This window comes from Anaerolineales bacterium (genome assembly GCA_015075625.1).
Classification (GTDB): Bacteria; Chloroflexota; Anaerolineae; order Aggregatilineales; family UBA2796; genus UBA2796.
In genome coordinates this window covers 100,317-118,671 of the sequence record JABTTZ010000003.1, presented here as the reverse complement: position 1 = coordinate 118,671, position 18,355 = coordinate 100,317, and the positions used below count along the sequence as shown (strand labels likewise).

Here is an 18,355-nt window from a genome sequence, read left to right as displayed (position 1 = left end):
GTTCCTACGGAATGGGGTAAGGGGCAAGGCACGAAACCGCCCATCCGTCCTTTGTTTCCCCTCAAAATTGAGAGATTGGCGTGATAGCGCCTTGATCTATAATGAAGACCATTATGAACTCATTAGGTGTCCTCATGCCAACCATCGAAGCACTCAATCACACCATTTACTACCAAACCGTTGGGGAGGGGCGTCCGCTGCTGCTTATGCATGGCTGGACGGATGTCGGGCGCGATCTACTCTCCGTTGCTGAATCCCTGCCAGAGTATCAGTGTATTCTCCCTGACCTCCCGGGCTATGGAAACAGTGTCCCCCCCCACCGCACCTTTCCCCAGGATTTTTACTTTCGGGATGCGGGCGTCATGTGCGCCTTTCTCGATGAAATCAGCCTGAAGGATGTCCATATTGCCGGCTTTAGCGATGGCGGCGAGGTGGCGCTGCTGATGCCCATTATGCGCCCTGATTTATGCCGCTCGGTGATGGCATGGGGGGCTGTGGGCGCGTTTGGCTTGGATGCCGCCCAACGCGCTCGGCAGGGCAAAATGCCCAGTTGGTTTGACACCAGCTTAGAGGCAAAGCATCCCGGACAGGATGTGTACAGTTGGCATCGGGCGTGGGTGGAAGGGTTCGCCGCCATGATTGAGGCGGGCGGCGATCTCAGTTTGGGGCGTGCCTCGGAAATCCTCTGCCCGCTGTTTTTGATGCTTGGCGAGCATGACACGTTGAACCCCATCGTTGCCGGAGAGCGGTTCATCCGCCAAGCCGCACGGGAAAAGATGATCCGCCGTTTGGAGGCGTTCAAAGGGGCTGGTCATGCCATTCATAGTGAGCAGCCAGAGGCATTCATTGCCGCCTACCGCGCCTTTTTGAAGGACGTGGATAAGTCATGATCGCCTATCACGAAGGGGTGCTGCACGCTGGCGGCGTTTCGCTGGCAGCGATTGCCTCTGCGGTGGGGACACCCTGCTACATCTATGACCTAGATCGAGTGGGAGAAAATGTCCGCCGCTTACAGGCGGCATTTCCTGAAGCGGAGATCCATTACAGCCTGAAGGCAAATGCCAATCTTGCTCTGATTCGGGCGCTGGTAGGCATGGGCTGCGGGCTAGATGCCGTCTCTGCCGGAGAGATTTTTCGGGCGCGGCGGGGGGGGGCGCGTCCCGACCAGATTGTTTTTGCTGGCGTCGGGAAAACACGCGCCGAACTTGAGTACGCAGTAGGTATGGGCATTGGCTGGATCAACGTGGAGAGTAGCGGCGAATTCCGCCGTTTGGCAGCGGTAGCACAAGCAGCGGGCAAGCACCCCCGCGTCGCCCTGCGCCTGAACCCCGATGTTCACGCCGATACCCACAGTTACATTGATACCGGTCACGCCGCCTCCAAGTTTGGGATCGCCCTTGACGAGGCAAAGGCGATCTTGGCGGATGAATCCCTGCGGACGCACCTTGATATTGCTGGACTGCACATCCATATTGGCAGTCAGGTGGGCAATGCGACACGAACAGCGGAAGCACTTCAGGCAGTCTTACCTCTTTTTGAGGCACACCCCTTTCTTCACACGCTTGATTTAGGGGGGGGCTTTCCCGTTGCCTATATGGGCGAGAGCGTCCCCTCAATCGAGACCTTTGCCGAGGCGGTTCGCCCCCTGCTGCGTGGGCGAACCATCCATCTGATCCTTGAGCCCGGGCGGTACATCGCTGCTGATGTGGGTGTCCTGCTGATCACGGTGCAATACCTAAAGCCCGGCGGAGGCGATGTGGCGTGCCTTGCCGTCACCGACGGCGGCATGACGGAGTTGATTCGTCCGGCGCTCTACGGAGCAACACACGGCGTCTTACCCCTTTATGAACGTCAGGGTATGGCTGATTCTACGTTGATCCCCACCCAAATTGTTGGTCCGGTGTGCGAGAGCGCCGATGTGCTGCGGGCGCGGGTAGCCCTCCATCCTCTGAAGGAAGGGGATATTTTAGCTGTGCTGCACGCCGGAGCGTATGGAGCGGTGATGGGGTCAACCTACAACGCCCGTCCCCGCCCACCAGAGATCGTTGCCGAAGGGGGGCAGTGGCGGATAGCACGTCGCCGCGAAACATGGGATGATTTGGTCGCTCTTGAGGAAGGGCTGTAAACAATGTAAACACTAAGGGGTGCGGCAACCGGACAGAACAGAACCCCCAACGCTCATAGAGTGCCGCACTCTGGCAATGCAGTAGTGCCGCTTGCATGGATGCTATGCCGCGCTATACTTGCGCCGTCGTCCAGCGCATCCTTTTTGGGGAGTAATCCTGCTTGAATCTCACCCTTTACCGAATCGCAGCCTCAGCCTTGACCGTTCGTTTCCTAACCCGCGCCGTGATTGGGGTGGGGATGTTTCTTCTCGCTGTGTCCATTGTGGGCTATCCTCGTTTGGCGGCGGCGCAAGGGACACCTGATCCCGTTGCGGCAACGGTGAACGGACAAGCAATTTTGATGTCCACCCTCGATCACGAGACGAATCGGCGTTTGGAAGGCTTAAGTTTCGCCGGAGAAGCGCCGCCCCTTGATCTCCCCGCCTTTCGCGCTATTGTCCTAGAGACGCTCATCCAGCAGGTGTTGATTGAGCAAGCGGCAGCCATTCAGCAGATTACAGTGACGGAGGCGGAAGTGGACGCCGAAATCGCCGTGATGGTCGGTATTGCCGGAAACCGCGAAAACTGGCTGGCACAGTTGGCGGCGGATCGCCTTAGCGAGGACGATTTTCGGGGCGTTTTGCGCTCGGCGCTGATCACCCAAAAAATGCGCGATGTTGTCACAGCGAACACCTGCCTTGCGGTGGAGCAAGTTCGGGCGCGGCATATCCTCGTTCTAGAGGAAAGTGTGGCGAAAGCATTGTACGATCAACTGATGAAGGGCGGCGATTTTGTTGCCCTAGCAAGGCAGTTCTCGTTGGACGTGACGACGCGCGACGTGGGCGGCGATCTTGGTTGGTTTGCGCGGGGGCAGTTGCTTCAACCCATTGTGGAAGATACCGCCTTTACCCAACCAATGAATACATTCAGCGCCCCCGTAAAGAGCGAGTTGGGTTATCATATCATCCAGACGCTTGAACGGGCGTCAGATCGTCCTATCGATCAGGAAACATGTTTTCGCCTGAGCGAGACGGCTTTTGAGGCGTGGCTGCAAGCCCTCGTCACCAAAGCGCAGATTGAGCGGTTTATTTAGCACACACACGCATACACAAGGGGGCGGGGTTCGATGACGGCACGATCCGGGAACGATGGGTTCTACAACACAGTGACGTTGGTCTTCATCGGGCTGACCGTCTTTATTTGCCTGTGTTCGATTTTGCTCTTGGTCAATGTGATCAAGCCGCCGGCGCTCTTTGCGCCCTACAATTCGACCATTCCGGCGACGGTGGTCTTGCCCACCGAGACACCCACCGCTACCCCTAGCGCCACGCTACCCCCAACGGCAACTTTCACCCCCACCGAGACGGCGACGCCTTCGCGCACACCCGTTGAGGAAGGTGCGCCCAGTGGGACGGGGACGCCGAACGGCTGAGTGGCTCTATCCGTATTTCGGGAAGCACGTCAATGCGAAAGCGAAGCGGCTGCTGGACGGGCTGCCTGAATCTGATCACGCTGATCCTGCTCAGCCTGACCGCAGTAGTAGCGGTAGGGACGGCGCTGGTGGTGGGGAAGGTGATTCCCCCCCCCGCCCTGTTTGCCCCGCAGACTCCTACGTCGATTGTCGTCCTTGCCCTGCCTACCGTGACGCCTACCGCCAGCCACACCCCCTCTGCCACACCCACTGAAACCCCCACTGCCACCCCGACAGATACGCCCACGAATACGATCACGCCGACGAATCTTCCGGTGACACTGCTCCCCACCTTTACCGAAACGCTGCTCCCCCCCGGCGCACCAACGATCACCGAGACGCCAACGCCCACCGAGACACCGCTCCCCACTGAGACACCCACCCTGACAAACACGCCGCGTCCCACCCGCACACCCGCCCCCACGCGCAGTATTTTCCGCCCCACGCCCACCGCCAGCCACACGCCCGGTCCTTCCCCAACACCGACGACAACGCCGCCAAGCCCCACGCCCACCTATGCCTTCCCCTTTGCCCCGGCGCCCGATGCGCCGCTCTTTACCCCGCATGATGGGGTAGAGGGCTGCCGTTACCAAGCCCTGAGCGGGCTTGTCTATGGCTTACAAGGGGAACGGCTGACCACCGACACAGGTGTTTATGTGCTGATCACCGGAGCGGAAGGATTCTCTATGAGCGTCCCCATTGATACCGATACCTTTTTGGGGTGGGTTGTGCCGGTGGGACGCCGCGCCATGCGGGGGCAATATGCCGTTGAACTGCGCTCTGCCGAGGGGGGCATCCTGACGCCCCGTATCCTCGTTGATTTTCGCGGAACGTGTGATACAAATGTGGCGCGTGTTCATTTTGTTCAGCTACGCCCATTCTAAGGGGCTTTTATGACGACTAACCCAACCCTTCCCCCTGCTGATGGGGGAGACGATTACGACGATCTCTCTGAGAAACTGCCGCTGCCTGCTGGCACACGCCGCAAGCCGCCACACCCGTCCGAGCCAAACGAGCCACGCAGCGCCTTTGACGACGCCGAACAGGACAGTGCTGCGCGGTCCCGCCGTTCCCGCCGCCGTCGCCCCCCCCTGCCCACAGCAGCCGATGAGGGCGATGATGAGTCTCCCGCTGAAGAACAGCCGCCCTTCGAGATCATTGATCCGCCCGACGTTCCGGTAGCGCCACTTCCCTCACGCCGACGGCGGCGCCCAGCGCCAGACGTGGCTGCCCCGGAATATGCTGAATACAGCGCTCCCGTTCGGCGTGGGGGCGGTTGTGCCGATATGATCACGGCGATATTTTTGCTGCTGACGGTGGGGGTGATCGCCTACACCATTCTGCTGATCGCCAACCCGCGTTCGCCGTTGAACCCCCTCCCTGTGGCAACCTACCCACCGATCCTCGTCTTGGCAACTTTCCCCCCAACGCTGACACCAACGGCGAGCTTCACCCCTGAACCGCCAACGCCGACGATCCCGACGGCAACGCCCACCGAAACCCCGACAATCACCCCCACCGCCACTCCAACGGTCACGAATACCCCTGTGGTGGGCGGAGGGGCAACCGACGAACCCCCCGCGACGGAATCATCTGCCACGCTTGCCCTGCCCCCCACCGTGACGCCGCGTTTTACCCCCGCGCCGTTCCCCTTCACCGTTGGGGCTATTCGCTACCAACCGCACAGCGGGACGGAAGCCTGCCGCTGGCAGAGCATTGCCGGGGTCATTTTGAATCTGGATGGGCAGCCCTTCAATGTGGGAAGTAAACCGCTTGCCGTGCGGATTACCTCTGTCCAACCGCGCATCGATACGATTGAGGTTGTTGGCAAAACGGCAACGCTTGGTGATGGGAGTTTCAATACCTTTGTGAATCCGATCCCCATCGTAGAGGATTACACTGTCCAGTTAATCGGCTCAACAGGTGCGCCCATCTCCGACAAGGTGAGTGTCCAAACGCGCTCTGGCTGCGATGAGAATGTCACTGTGATTGAGTTTCAACAGAATCAACCGTATTAATCGCAGGGCATCTTTACTCCGCACCCGCTCCATAAGGACGAGTCAGAAAGGGTGTCCGAATCAGAGGGGCGGATTATTCGTCCACGCGGGCAGTCCGCCGATCACGATGAGGTAATGTTTTGCCCGCGAGAGCGCCACATAGACAAGGTTTTCGTAGGTTTCTGGTTCTTTGTACATATGAATGGCGCGGCGCAGTTCAGAGACGATCACGACGGGGCGTTCCAGCCCTTTGAAGCTCTGGATTGTCTGGACGGAGATCGTCTCCACCCCCTCTGCGGTGGGCAGTCCCTCTGCGCCACGCCAGCGGAGGGTGAAGCCGCCTACCGTCTCGCCCTCTTTCCATTGGCTTTGCCCGCGCAGCGGGGTGAGCAAGACAATATGGTGGGCGGGAATCTGCTCCCGTTTTAGGGTGGCGAGAGCATCGGCAAGGAGGGCGCGTTGATCCTTCCCCTCACGGATTTGGACAACATTCACCGAATCCGGTCCCGCCGCCCGATAGTCCCCCTTCCCTCGGTGGAACTTTCCGACGCGCTCCCCAATGGGGCGCGTGTTACGCAGATTTTTCTTCAGGTGGTAGGTGGGCGCTTCAAAAGGGAAGGTGTGCCGTCCATAAAGGGTCTGGCTGTCGTCGCAAAAAATGTAAAAATGGCTGGCGCTGCGGTCTTTCAAAAGCATCATCAGCGGCGTCCAATACGTCTGTCGAAAATCCTGCCCCTCATCAACCAGAATGGCATCAAAGCGATCCGCATCGGGCATTTTTTCGGCGGCATCGCTCAGCTTTTGCGGCAAAATTCCTTGAAAATAATCCTGTTGGCTGATCCCCGCTTTCTCCATTGCCTCTGAATGGTTGGGAACAGGAATGCCATATTTGGGTGGAAAGGTGGCGCACAGATCATGAAAATTTGTGATCTGGATGGCTGCCTCGCTTGGGTAGGTGTGGCGCAGCCATTCCATGAGGGCGCGGTTGAAACAGGTGAACAGGACGCGCTTGCCCGCCTTTGCCAAACGGGAGGCATGTTCCATCGCCAGCATCGTCTTGCCCGACCCGGCAACGCCGGTGATCAGGTAATTCGTGTTTTTGGCAAGGTGTTCTTCCAACACCTCATATTGTTCTTCTGTCAGAACCTTGATCCGCGCTGCCTCATCCTCGAAATCCTTTGTTAACAGGGAACGGAGTGTATAGCTTGGCGCAAGAAGGCTCACGAGGGCAGCGATCCCCGCTTCGCCGGGGGAGGTGTCCTCCGTTTTTACGTAATGCTGGTATATCGCCACAAGGGTCTCTTGGAGGGCATCGGAGCGGCAATCGCGCTTGTCAAGGATGATCACACGAGGGGCATCCGTCCCCAGATCGCCCTCCACATCGACATCGGGGAAGGCGACCCCATACCACAGCGGGTAGTGGAAGGATTTTGTTTGGGGGGCTTTTTTCAGGTGGGCGTGGAGGTCATAGGTGGCTTGTTTCACCTGCTTGATCGGGGTTTTCCGCATCGGGTTGCCGTTTTGCCGCCACTGCCCGCGTTCCACCCTAATCTGCCCACCCTTCACTTCAAGCGCCAACAGTCCGTGTTGAGGATGGGCGATCAGAAAGTCGATCTCGCGGTCATTCACCCCCCCTTGTGCGGTGTTCACCGCTTGCAGTGCCGCTCCATGAAAGACGATGAACGTTGAGTCCAGCCCTTTCTGAAAGATGGGAAAGAGCGTTTTCTCCGCATAACTCGCCGTGTCGGGGTGACATTCGGTGGGGATCATCTCCGCCATAAGGGTTCTACTGCCCCATGTAATTTGCCTGTACCTTTAGCCCTCTATTTTGCATGACTAATGAAAAAACGACCAACACAGAGGACATCATCAGGATGATCACCGCCAGCGCGTTGATCTCTGGTTTCAAGCCAAAGCGGAGCATGGAGAAAATCCGCACGGGGATGGTTGTATCGCCTTGCCCGCCGATAAAGGACGTGATCACGAATTCATCAATGGAGAGGGTGAACGCCATGAGTGCGCCAGCGATGATTCCGGGCATTAGCAAGGGGAGAGTCACCCGCCGGAAGGCGGCGAAGGGCGATGCGTAGAGATCGGCAGCGGCTTCTTCTAAACGGCGATCCATCGTCGCCAGCCGCGCCCGCACCACAACGCACACATAGGACACGCTGAAGGCGATATGCCCCAAGAGGATCGTCCAGCGGCTCAGTTTCATCTCCACCGAGCTAAAGAACAGCAGCAGCGCCAACGCCATGACAATATCGGGGATGATCACCGGCAGGTAAAGAATACCGTCGAAGGTTGTCCGCCCGCGAAATCTGAAGCGATCTAGTGCCAGCGCGACCATTGTCCCCAAAAGGGTGCTGATCACCGTCGAGAGGAGGGCAACCCACAAAGAGACCTCGAAGGATGCCATGATGCGCCGATCTTGAAAGACGCTTTCGTACCACTTCAGGCTAAAGCCTTCCCACTGCCCCATCCGTGAGCCACTGTTGAAGGAAAAGACGATCAGGACGAAGATGGGGATATAGAGAAAGGCAAAGCCCAGTATGCCCACCGTTGGCAGCGCCAAGCGCCCCAAGCGCAGGCGGGGCAGGTGCAGGCGAGGCAGCGCATTTGGCGCAACACGGGTGCTAAGGTGAGTTTGTGCCATGTCAGTATGCTTCCTTCCGCCCAAGCCTGAAGTAGATCATCGTTGCCGCCAGCATGAGGAGCGTGAGGACAACGCCAAACGCCGCCCCGAACGCTTTATCGCCGTTGCTGGTCATGAATTGTTGCTCCAGCAGATTGCCAATCAGGTAAATCTTGCCGCCGCCGAGGACGTTTGTCACGACATATGTCCCCACCGAAGGGATGAACACCAAAATGCAGCCCGCCACAATACCCGGCATCGTCAGCGGGAAGATCACCCGCCAGAGTGTTTGGGTGGGGCGGGCGTAAAGATCGGACGCCGCTTCGATGTAGCGCTTGTCCAGCCGCTCTATCGTTGTGTAGAGAGGGAGGATCATAAAAGGGAGGTAGCCGTAAACCAACCCAAGCAAGAGCGCGACGGGGGTATTCGTCAGTTCGAGCGGTTTATCGATCACGCCAAAAACATCAATCAACAAGTTGTTGAGCAAGCCATCTTTGCGAAGGATTACCAGCCACGCATAGGTGCGAATCAAGAGGTTTGTCCAAAAAGGAATCATCACCAGCACCATGAGGATGTTCCGCCGCTTTTCCGGCTGTTGTGCCATCCAAAAGGCAAAGGGGTAGGCGATGATCAGGCAGATCGCTGTGTTTAGGAAGGCGATCCAGACCGTTCGCAGGATGGTATCAATGTAGACCAGACCACTTCTGCCAACGGGTGAGACAATGCGCAGAAAATTGTCGAAATTGGGGCTGCTCACATCCACTGTGCCTAGCGCCGTCCCCCGCCCTAGACTGAAGGCGAAGATGCTCAGCAGCGGCACAAGGAAAAAGACGATCACAAAGGTGATCCCTGGATAGGCAATGATCAAACCCGCACTGCGCGAGAGGAAAGCGAGGATCAACCCTTGCAGCGAGGCAAGGACAAGCGCCGTGACAAAATCCTGTGTCAGCAGGTAATAGGCGAGGCAACCGCCCAAGCCAGCCGCCGCCCGCAGGAAGGCAGCGGGACGCGCCAAGCGATGCCCTCGCAGCAGCCCAACACCAAGCACCCCATCGGCAGCGGCAAAGGCGAGTAGCCCCGCCCCAATGAGGAACGCCCCTCGGCTCATCCCTAGTGCTTGGAGCGACGCCTCGATAGGGAGGAGGGAAACACCTTCCCGCACGGCGAGCAGCCAACTGCCGAAGACTGTCCCGCGCAGCAGAAGTGCCGTCCACAGGAGGGCGTTCAGGAGTGCCACCCATCCGGCGGCACGGTCAAAGCGCAAACGGTAATGCGCCCCGGCGTCTTGCCTTGAATCTGTAGGTGCTGCTGCTGTGCTGATCATCCTTGTCGGTTCTAGTCACCTCCGCTGTATGCGTTCGTCTTTCCAGTGCTAAAGCACTCGGCTAAAAGCAGGCTAATCCAACAAAATACGGGCATTTTCGGGCGTCCAATAAACAAGAACGGCTTCGCCTTTAGGGATGTATTGATCGTAGCGAGTGCCGAAATTCTGCATCCGCGCCACCATTTCCGTCCCTTCGGCGCTCCCCGTCAGCCGCACAACGTAACGAGTGTCCGTGCCGATGTAGATCGACTCTTTGATCGCCGCCCGCGCCGAGACACAACCTTCCTCTGCCATGATTTGCGCCGCTTTCGCCTCTGGATCAAGCGGGTTTCCCTCGCTGTCACGCAGCCAAACGACGTTGATTTTCTCTGGGCGTATAGCGACAGTCACTTTCTGTCCGGCGGTGGTGTCCGTGGTGGGGGCGGCAATAACGCGCACAGCATCGCCTACGGTCACTTCGGCAAGGTCGCCGTTCGCGGTCAAAACGCCCTCTAGAAAGTTCGTCTCGCCAATAAAATCGGCAACATAGCGAGAGAGCGGACGCTCGTAAATCTCACGGGGGGAGGCGCATTGCAGCACTTTACCGCGATGCATTACGGCGATCCGGTCACTCATCGTCAGGGCTTCTTCCTGATCGTGGGTGACATAAATAAAGGTGATCCCGATTTCTGCTTGCATCGCCTTTAGCTCAAGCTGCATCTGCTTGCGGAGCTTGAGATCAAGCGCCCCTAGCGGCTCGTCCAAAAGCAGCACCTCTGGGCGGTTGACCAACGCCCGTGCCAGCGCCACGCGCTGCTGCTGCCCGCCAGAGAGTTGATTCGGGCGGCGGTTGGCAAATTCAGCCATGCGCACCATCGCCAGTGCTTCGCCCACCCGTGCGGTGATCTCTGGTTTAGGGATGTGGCGCATCTCCAAGCCAAAGCCCACATTTTGGGCAACGCTGAGGTGCGGAAAGAGGGCGTAATTTTGAAAGACGGTGTTGATGGGGCGCTTGAAGGGGGGGAGGTCGCCAACGGATTGCCCGTGCAGGTGAATCTCGCCGCTGGTGGGCATTTCAAATCCGGCGATCATCCGCAGGGAGGTTGTCTTGCCACACCCGCTAGGACCCAACAGAGAAAAAAACTCGCCGTCTTTGATCTGCAAGGAGACGTTATCGACAGCGACGTAATTTCCAAACGATTTGGTTACCTGAACCAGTTCAATCGCATAGGACATGTTGGGTTGGGGAGTGGAATCTCACTACGTTTTCGGTGATCATCATAAGCGCTGATCATACAAGAAATCAGGGTGATCTGAACGTCATATTTTTGTGACAAGCGGTGATATTTCTTACACACGGATTATGCCCGTATTCCGGCGTGGGATCGCGGAAAACATCCCCCCAACGAAGGGCGCCCCGCCGTTCCTTTGGGAGGCTCACAAGGCAGCAGACCGTATGGAAGCGGTGTGCAGATTTCCCTAGCTTGACATATACTGAGGGGAGAAGGCATGTTTGCAACAAGCATCCAGGGCAGGGGAAAAATTATGCGTGATACCTTACTCATTTTGGTTGTGGAAGATGAACCACGAGTTTCCCGCTATCTGCGGAGCAGTTTGCAAACGATGGGCTATGAGGTGTTGGTTGCCCCTGATGGGGTGAAAGCACTTGAACTGGTGGGGGAAAACCGCCCCGATCTCGTCTTGCTCGATCTGCGCTTACCGAGGATGCATGGCTTGGAAGTCTTGGAGAATATCCGCCGCCAACATGACATGCCCATCATCATCCTGACGGCGAATGACGCCGAGGACGACAAAGTGAAGGCGCTGATGTTGGGCGCCGATGATTACCTGACGAAACCCTTTGGGACGCGGGAACTGCAAGCCCGCATCGTCGCTGTGATGCGCCGCTACCGTCAAAACGATGCGCCCGTTGAACGGGCGACAGTCTATTCCAACAACGGCTTGCTCATTGATTATGCCGCTCGGTTGGTGAAGGTCGATGCCAGCGAGGTTCACCTGACGCCAACGGAGTACCGCCTTTTGGTGACGATGGCGGAGAACACGAATCGCGTCCTGACCCACGATTATTTGTTGGCGCATGTGTGGGGGGCGGAATATTCGGAGGATGTTCATATCCTGCGGGCGACGATTTGGCGGCTGCGCCAAAAAATTGAGCGCGACCCGACAAACCCCTTTTATATCCTCAATGAGCCGGGCGTTGGTTACCGTCTGGTTCATCGGGAGGAACCCTCAGTGGGCGGCGCGGGCGCACTGTAACAGGCGACCTTATGTCGTTTGCCCACTGCTGAAGCAGCGGGCAACGAGTGACCCCCCTTCGGGACTTAAAATGTACCCTTACCCCCTAGTCCCCTCTCCCACAAGGGGAGGTTTGAGAACGCTTCTAAAACCCTGATTTCATGCCCGTGCATTAGCGCGGAGTCAGGCATAGGCGGACGTCCCCTGGGGCGCGTCCCTGAAGTTGGCACTTTTTAGGGGGAAGGAAAAGGAGGGGAGGTGAATGAGGAGTAAAAAGGGTCGAAAAGAGGCTCAATTTTAGACCAAAAGGTGGGTGACGGGGACAAAACAGGGAGAAGGCGGTGCGCACGAGGGTCCACGTCTGAGCCGGTAAGTGATTCCAGAACTCGACCTTATCGAAGCTGCCATCGGCTAAAGCCAACAACGGGCGTTGACCGAGACCGAGCCGGTTCAAGTTCTGCCGTAACCATTGGACATAGGTCCCCCCCGCTTCATAATCCTTAGTTGCTTTTTCGTCAAGCGCCCGTTCCAGCACCCGATACCAACTGCTCCAATCGTCCTTCACTAAACCTAGCCCTCTCAGCCGGTCGGTTACCCGATGGCTGATATAGGCAAACAACTCCCCACAAACAAAGCCAGCACCCGCACATACACCCGCTGCTGACCGAAACTCTCGCCGTGTGCTTCCCATAGTTTCAGCACCTGCTTAATGAGTTCTTTTGTTCGTGCCATCATTCCCCTCTAAGTCTTTGTGGTCGGCTTCTTGTTTCCAACTTGAACCTAACGCCAAAGACTCTCTCCTGCAATATATGCCAAACTTTAGGGACACGGCACGCCGTGTCCGTATTGTGGGTCACACCGTGTCCGCATGGGAATATTCGGCGGCACGCCGCAAACCACCCTACCTCCCCGGCGCTGGGGTGAACTCAATCGTTGTTCCCCCGGGTAGACGAGCGATCAGCCGCACCATCCCCCGACTGAGGTGTAACCCCATCAGGCTGCGCAGATAGCGCAGCCCGGAGACGGGCGCCCGCCCCGAACGCGCCCGCGCCACTTCCCATTCCTTGTTAAACCAGCGCTGCACCCACCGGTAGAATTCTGTATTGTACTTGCCTCGTTGGAATAACAGGCGATTTTCGGCGGTGAACGCCCAATCGTCGCCGTCGTGCATGATCCGATCCCGCACTTGCTGGTAAAACTCCGTCCCCGGCAGTGGGTAGGCAATTGTCGTGCTGAAACTGTCAGGGACGGTCTCCGTCAGCAGTTTCACCGATTGATACAAATCGTCCATATCCTCGCCCGGATAGCCAACCATCATGAAGTAGTAAACGTGAATCCCCACCTGACGGCAGGCTTCCGCCGCCCGATAGATTTGCTCTACTTTTGACCCCTTCTTCATCGCATTCAGCACTTTTTGCGATCCGCTCTCCGCCCCAAAGTAAATCTTTTGGCAGCCAATATCTTTCAACGCCGTCAACATCGGCACATCAACAAGGTTGACGCGGCTGAGGCACTCAAAGGGAATCGCCGCGTCGCGCTTGGCAACCTCATCACGCCATTCAAAGACCCATTCCCGATCCACACCCGTAATATCATCCACAACGCGCACCTGATCGGGCTTGTAGTGATCTTTGATCAGGCGCATTTCCTCCGCCACATTCGCCGCTGAACGAGAGCGGTAAGAGCGCCCGAAAATCCCCTTCTGACACCATGTACAGGCGTAGGGGCAGCCCCGTGTGTTGATCAGGCTCAGACTCCAATAGCCGTGTCGGGCGCTCCAATTAACGCGATAGGCGTCCACGTCGATCAGATCACGAGCGGGGAAGGGCAGGCTGTCAAGGTCGTCAATCGGAGGGCGGCGCGGCGTGCTGATGAGGGATTCATCATCGGCAAGGTAGCGCAGTCCCTTGATCTGCTGAAGACTCAGTAGGTCTGCGCCGTTCCGCCCCGTCAGGTGATTCATCACCTCGATCAGGGTGTTTTCCCCTTCGTCCCAGACGATCAGATCAACAATGCGCCCACCATCGGCGTTTTTGTGTTTCAAATAGGCGTCTGGTTTGCCTGTCGGGTCGGGTCCGCCAAAGATGACGAACGCTCCGTGTTTTTTGGCAATCTCAGCTAATGCCAGTGCGTTACGGCGGGTGGTGATTAGCGCCGTAATGCCGACTACCTTTGGTTTCAGGCGGATCATCGCCGCCTCGAAACTGGCGTAATTGGGCTGGAACGCGCCGTCGTACATCGCCACGCTATAGGCATTCTCCCGCAGAACGGCGGCGAGGTAGAGCAAGCCAAGCGGGAAATAGGGCGTCATCAGGCGTTCTTCAACAGGGTCGGTCACCACAATGAGGGGGTTCACCAGCAAAATATCAGGCGTTCCATCGGTTGTGGCGCGTACCGCCGGGGAAATTGTATGAATCATATGCTGCACCCTTTGCCCGTCTTCTTCCCACCTACTATACCCAGAAAGGGCAAATCGTGGGTGTGTTTGGAAGGATGTTTCTCCGCCAATATAAACTTGCCTAGAATATCCTCGTTTGTGTAGGGTATAATAAATGGTTTATAAGGTAGGTGACCATCTGGCAGCGGTTCAAACAGGACACAAAACGTGGACAGACCAAATGATCCCTTGTTAGGGCGTACCATCAGCAAATATGTGATTGATGGCGTATTGGGCGGTGGTGGTATGGGGACGGTCTACCGCGCCCGTCAGGTGAATACCTCCCGCGAGGTGGCACTGAAAGTCATCAACGCCGATCTTGCTGATTCAGATCAGTTCATCACGCGGTTTCAGCGCGAGGCGGAGGCGATTGCGGCGCTCGAACATGCGCACATTATCCCCGTGTATGATTATGGGCAAGAAGGGGGCATCCTCTACCTTGTCATGGCGCTCAAGACGGGCGGTAATCTGGGTGATCTGATTAAATCGGGCGAACGTCTGGAGATGCGCGAGATCGCTCGCATTGCCGGACAAATCGCCAGTGCGCTTGACCTCGCCCATTCACGCGGGGTCATTCACCGCGACCTCAAACCAGCGAACATTTTGCTTGATGAGCAGCGCAATTGTTTCCTGACCGATTTTGGCATTGCCCGCCGCTTAGGAGAAACAAAACTGACGGCACAGGGGATGGTCGTCGGCAGCCCCATTTACATGGCGCCGGAGGCGTGGCGCGGGGAAGATCCTAGCGCTGAGACGGATATTTACTCGCTGGCGGTGATTCTCTTTGAAATGGTTACTGGTCAGCCTGTCTATGTGGAAAAAGCCCCCGCCCGCCTGATGATGCGCCACATTAATGATCCGATTCCCTCGATTCGGGCGGCACGCCCCGATCTCCCCGATGGGGTGGAGGTCGTTTTCAACCGGGCATTGGCAAAGAACCGCAATGATCGCTTCCGCACGGCGACGGAGTTTGTCCAAAACCTGCGGATGGTCTTAGGGCTGCCTGTGCGCGGTTCGACAACGGCACGAGGAATGTCCAATATTCCGCTCCCCCCTGAACAAGCGCCGAGAGCTGCTGTGGCGGATGATTCCGTAGCACGAGCACGCCAGACGCCAAGCCGCCCCATGGACGTTCCACATGCGCCCTCACAGCCACAGCCGCAGCAATCAGCAATGCCGCAGCAAATGCCACAACCGCAAGCAAGCAATAGCGCCCGAGCCGGAATGCCCCAACCGCGTCCGGCGCAGCCCGCCTCTACGGGGGGGATTATGGGGGCAATGAATAACCGCATCGTCTTGATCGGGATGGGCGGCTTGATTGTTATCCTGCTCATTGTGATCATCCTCCTCATTAATTCACGCTGATCGTGCTTCCGCCATGCCCACACCGTTCATGCACTTGGCGCTGGCGGAGCGCCTTCATCGTGATCTGACACTTCCGCTTTCCGTTCGCGCCACCCTCACGAACACCCCCGATATGTGGGGCGCGTTCCTCCTCGGCAGTGTTGCCGCCGATGCGCGTGTCACGTCCCAAATACGGCGCTCCGAGACGCATTTCTACGAGTATGCGGCGGTGCTGATGCCGCCCCCTGTGGAGGTCATGTTTGCCCGCTACCCATCGCTAAAACGGGAGGCGCTCCACGATCCGCAGCAACGTGCCTTTGTCGCTGGCTATGTCGGGCATTTGACCATGGATCAGGTCTGGTGCGAGACGATGTTATTCCCACACTTTGTGAATGCCATTCCAACCATTTGGCGTAATCAAAGCGAATCGATGTGGGCGTTTCATCTCTTGCTGACCCACCTTGACGAACAAGATCGGGTGGCGCTCACCGAGAGAACTCAGGAGGCGCTTAGCAATGCCGCACCACATGGGTGGCTGCCTTTCATGAGCGATGTCGATTTAACCGTCTGGCGCGATACCATTGCTGCGCAGCTTCTACCCGGCGCACACAGCCGCACAACTGAGGTTTTAGGAAAAGCAGCCGGAGTCGGCGCTGAGGTCTTGGCACGGGCAGTAGCGGAAGACATGGGACTTGTCTGGAAGGGCGTTTCAAAAGAGCGTGTCGCTGCTGTTGAGGAAGCGATGGATCAGGCGGTACGAGCCGCAGTGGTGGCATATCTCACCTAGCAACCGGCACATCGTTTATCCGTCCATATCAGTCCACGCGCTGCGCCAACCACGCCGCAATTGCCGCTTTATCGTGCCAGCCTTGTGCAATCTCTAACACAAAAGGCTGATCGCGCCCTGCCTCATAGTGAAACGTCCGCCCGTTGTGACGAAGAAAAAGCGCTACTGCTTGTACTGCCGTCCGCTTGTTCCCATCAAAAAAGAGGTGGTGGTAGGCGAAGGATTCCATATAGGCGGCGGCTTTATCGATGAGCGTTGGAAATTGAACCTCCCCAAACAAGACAAGCGCCGGACGACGAAGTGCCGAATCAAACAAACGCAAATCACGCAAGCCCGCCCCGCCCGTCACCGCCTCATTGATAGCGACGACCTCTGCCGCGCTTAGGTAGCGAATCGTCTCAGCGATCTCGGAGTTCATTGAGCAGCCATTCCTGTTCAAGGCAAATCTGGTCAATATGCCGCATGTCTGCCTCGGCATCGGGTTCGCCTGCCGGTGGACAGGGTGTCAGCGGAAACCACGCGGCAAGATCAGCGATCTCCCGTTGATGTTGGGCGGCGGCAAGGATATAAGGCAGCGCCTCAACTTGATTCCACACGATGCGCTCACCATTCACCGCAAACATAAAAATAGAGACGACGGTTGCCGTCCGTTTATTGCCATCGGCAAAGGGATGGTTGCGCACGATGGAATGAAAAAGGGCAGCCACTTTTTCCCGCAGGGTGGGGTAGGCGTCCGCCCCAAACGCGCTAGATGCTGGACGCATTACCGCCGCATCTAGCAAGATCACATCGCGCACGCCTTGTTTGCCGCTCATAATTTGGGGATTCGCCAGCACCCGCCCATTGATATAAATGGCTTCAGAGAGTGTTAGGTAACGCATAGGACGATCATAGCATAGCGGCAAGAAGTGCGGACAGTGAGAGTAGTACCGCACCTCAGTACTTTCTAAAAGAACCCCATCTTCCTACCCCCACAGGCAAGGAAAAAGGGAGGATGCGTTCTCCCTCAACCCCTTTGTGGGAGAGGGCGCTAGAGGGTTGGGTGAACCTACTATTTACCTCTTTGGTGGACTGCTAGAATAATTCGATACACTTGAGTGACTTTTCCAAACCATTTCAACCTTACAATCGAGAGTGTCACTATGCCCCTCCCCTCAACCCTTCTTGCTATTGATATTGGGAATACGAACGTCACGATGGGGCTGTGGCAAGATGGCACATGGCGACATGATTGGCGAGTGCGCACCGTCCACAACAAAATGCCCGATGAATATGCTGCCCTTGTCCGCAGTTTTTTGCGGGATTCTGACCTCACCTTTGCCGATATTCGGCGGGTTGTAATCGCCAGCGTCGTCCCACCACTGACGCTTGCCTTCACCGAACTTTCAGAACGCTACATGCACCTTGAACCATTGGTGGTGACTGTGAAAATCCCCTTAGGAATCGGCGTTGATGTGGACAGCCCTGAACAGGTTGGTGCGGATCGCTTGGTCAATGCGGCGGCGGCGCACATTCTCTATGGTGGATCGGTGATTGTCATTGATTTTGGGACAGCAACCACCTTTGATGTCCTCACAGAGGGACGCTATATTGGGGGGAGCATTGCGCCAGGAATTGGCATTGCTCTGGATGCTCTGGTGGGCAAAACCTCCCAACTCTACAAAGTGACGCTCGAACCACCACCCTCCGCCATCGGACGAAACACAACACATGCCATTCAAAGTGGGCTGTTCCTCGGTTATGTCGATATGATTGATGGACTCACGCGGCGGATTCGGGCAGCATTTCCCGCTGGCGCAGGGGCAAAGGTGGTTGCTACAGGCGGTTTGGCTGCGCTCGTCAGCAAATATTCGACGATGATTGAGATCGTCGCTCCCCAACTGACTCTTGATGGGCTACGCATTATTGCTGAATTGAACGAATCGTGATGAAAATCATCAAAAAACCTTTACAAAATTCGCCAATGTTAGACCTTCTACACATCTGGCTCTGTTTGATCTTTGTGATCTTGGCTTTTTGCAAA

At 57.0% G+C, this 18,355-nt stretch carries 16 protein-coding genes and 2 pseudogenes; 10 read left to right on the top strand and 8 right to left on the bottom strand.

Annotated features, from left to right (window positions below):
• The first annotated feature begins 113 nt into the window (after positions 1–113).
• The 6 genes and pseudogenes from HS103_14745 to HS103_14720 all read left to right on the top strand — a co-directional run bounded on the left by HS103_14745 (position 114) and on the right by HS103_14720 (position 5,123).
• Complete coding sequence (locus tag HS103_14745) at positions 114–890, top strand: alpha/beta hydrolase (GenBank protein ID MBE7514056.1); 777 nt, start codon at positions 114–116, stop codon at positions 888–890.
• Positions 887–2,125 (top strand): diaminopimelate decarboxylase, encoded by a 1,239-nt coding sequence (gene lysA / locus HS103_14740; protein ID MBE7514055.1) that lies wholly within the window; start codon positions 887–889, stop codon positions 2,123–2,125. Before HS103_14745 ends, lysA begins: the two co-directional genes overlap by 4 nt.
• A 161-nt stretch (positions 2,126–2,286) precedes the next feature.
• A complete protein-coding gene (locus tag HS103_14735) occupies positions 2,287–3,198 on the top strand; it encodes a peptidylprolyl isomerase (GenBank protein ID MBE7514054.1) in 912 nt (303 codons plus the stop codon).
• A gap of 33 nt (positions 3,199–3,231) precedes the next feature.
• Complete coding sequence (locus tag HS103_14730) at positions 3,232–3,537, top strand: hypothetical protein (protein ID MBE7514053.1); 306 nt, start codon at positions 3,232–3,234, stop codon at positions 3,535–3,537.
• Between the two features lie 200 nt (positions 3,538–3,737).
• A pseudogene (locus HS103_14725) lies at positions 3,738–4,073 on the top strand (hypothetical protein).
• 927 nt (positions 4,074–5,000) lie between these two features.
• Positions 5,001–5,123: pseudogene (locus HS103_14720) on the top strand (type III secretion system needle length determinant).
• A gap of 531 nt (positions 5,124–5,654) precedes the next feature.
• Here HS103_14720 and HS103_14715 read toward each other — a convergent pair.
• The 4 genes from HS103_14715 to HS103_14700 form a co-directional block, all read right to left on the bottom strand.
• A complete protein-coding gene (locus HS103_14715; protein ID MBE7514052.1) occupies positions 5,655–7,352 on the bottom strand; it encodes an NERD domain-containing protein in 1,698 nt (565 codons plus the stop codon).
• A 7-nt stretch (positions 7,353–7,359) separates the two neighbouring features.
• Complete coding sequence (locus HS103_14710; protein ID MBE7514051.1) at positions 7,360–8,226, bottom strand: ABC transporter permease; 867 nt, start codon at positions 8,224–8,226, stop codon at positions 7,360–7,362.
• A 1-nt stretch (position 8,227) separates the two neighbouring features.
• Positions 8,228–9,529 carry an ABC transporter permease gene (locus HS103_14705; protein ID MBE7514050.1) on the bottom strand — a complete coding sequence of 434 codons (1,302 nt, stop codon included), beginning with the start codon at positions 9,527–9,529 and terminating at the stop codon, positions 8,228–8,230.
• 72 nt (positions 9,530–9,601) lie between these two features.
• The gene (locus tag HS103_14700) at positions 9,602–10,744 is read right to left on the bottom strand and encodes an ABC transporter ATP-binding protein (protein MBE7514049.1); all 1,143 of its coding nucleotides are present in this window, start codon (positions 10,742–10,744) and stop codon (positions 9,602–9,604) included.
• A gap of 309 nt (positions 10,745–11,053) precedes the next feature.
• On the opposite strand from HS103_14700, the gene HS103_14695 reads away from it, so the two are divergent.
• On the top strand, positions 11,054–11,785 hold the full coding sequence (locus tag HS103_14695; protein ID MBE7514048.1) for a response regulator transcription factor: 732 nt from the start codon (positions 11,054–11,056) through the stop codon (positions 11,783–11,785).
• Positions 11,786–12,355: 570 nt separating this feature from the next.
• Here the strand turns inward: HS103_14695 and HS103_14690 are convergent.
• Both HS103_14690 and HS103_14685 read right to left on the bottom strand, forming a co-directional pair.
• On the bottom strand, positions 12,356–12,499 hold the full coding sequence (locus tag HS103_14690) for a hypothetical protein (GenBank protein ID MBE7514047.1): 144 nt from the start codon (positions 12,497–12,499) through the stop codon (positions 12,356–12,358).
• A 166-nt stretch (positions 12,500–12,665) separates the two neighbouring features.
• Positions 12,666–14,183 (bottom strand): radical SAM protein, encoded by a 1,518-nt coding sequence (locus HS103_14685; GenBank protein MBE7514046.1) that lies wholly within the window; start codon positions 14,181–14,183, stop codon positions 12,666–12,668.
• A gap of 186 nt (positions 14,184–14,369) precedes the next feature.
• On the opposite strand from HS103_14685, the gene HS103_14680 reads away from it, so the two are divergent.
• Together HS103_14680 and HS103_14675 are read left to right on the top strand one after the other, a co-directional pair.
• Entirely contained in the window at positions 14,370–15,566 is a 1,197-nt protein-coding gene (locus tag HS103_14680; protein MBE7514045.1) for a protein kinase, read from the top strand.
• Positions 15,567–15,579: 13 nt separating this feature from the next.
• Positions 15,580–16,332: a hypothetical protein gene (locus HS103_14675; protein MBE7514044.1), complete on the top strand. Its 753-nt coding sequence runs from the start codon at positions 15,580–15,582 to the stop codon at positions 16,330–16,332.
• A 28-nt stretch (positions 16,333–16,360) separates the two neighbouring features.
• On the opposite strand, the gene HS103_14670 is transcribed toward HS103_14675, so the two are convergent.
• Complete coding sequence (locus tag HS103_14670; protein ID MBE7514043.1) at positions 16,361–16,750, bottom strand: type II toxin-antitoxin system death-on-curing family toxin; 390 nt, start codon at positions 16,748–16,750, stop codon at positions 16,361–16,363.
• On the bottom strand, positions 16,731–17,213 hold the full coding sequence (locus tag HS103_14665) for a type II toxin-antitoxin system death-on-curing family toxin (GenBank protein MBE7514042.1): 483 nt from the start codon (positions 17,211–17,213) through the stop codon (positions 16,731–16,733). The genes HS103_14670 and HS103_14665 overlap by 20 nt, the downstream gene beginning before the upstream one ends.
• A 261-nt stretch (positions 17,214–17,474) precedes the next feature.
• Between HS103_14665 and HS103_14660 the strand changes: the two genes are divergently transcribed.
• On the top strand, positions 17,475–18,260 hold the full coding sequence (locus HS103_14660) for a type III pantothenate kinase (GenBank protein MBE7514041.1): 786 nt from the start codon (positions 17,475–17,477) through the stop codon (positions 18,258–18,260).
• The last annotated feature ends 95 nt before the right edge of the window (positions 18,261–18,355 follow it).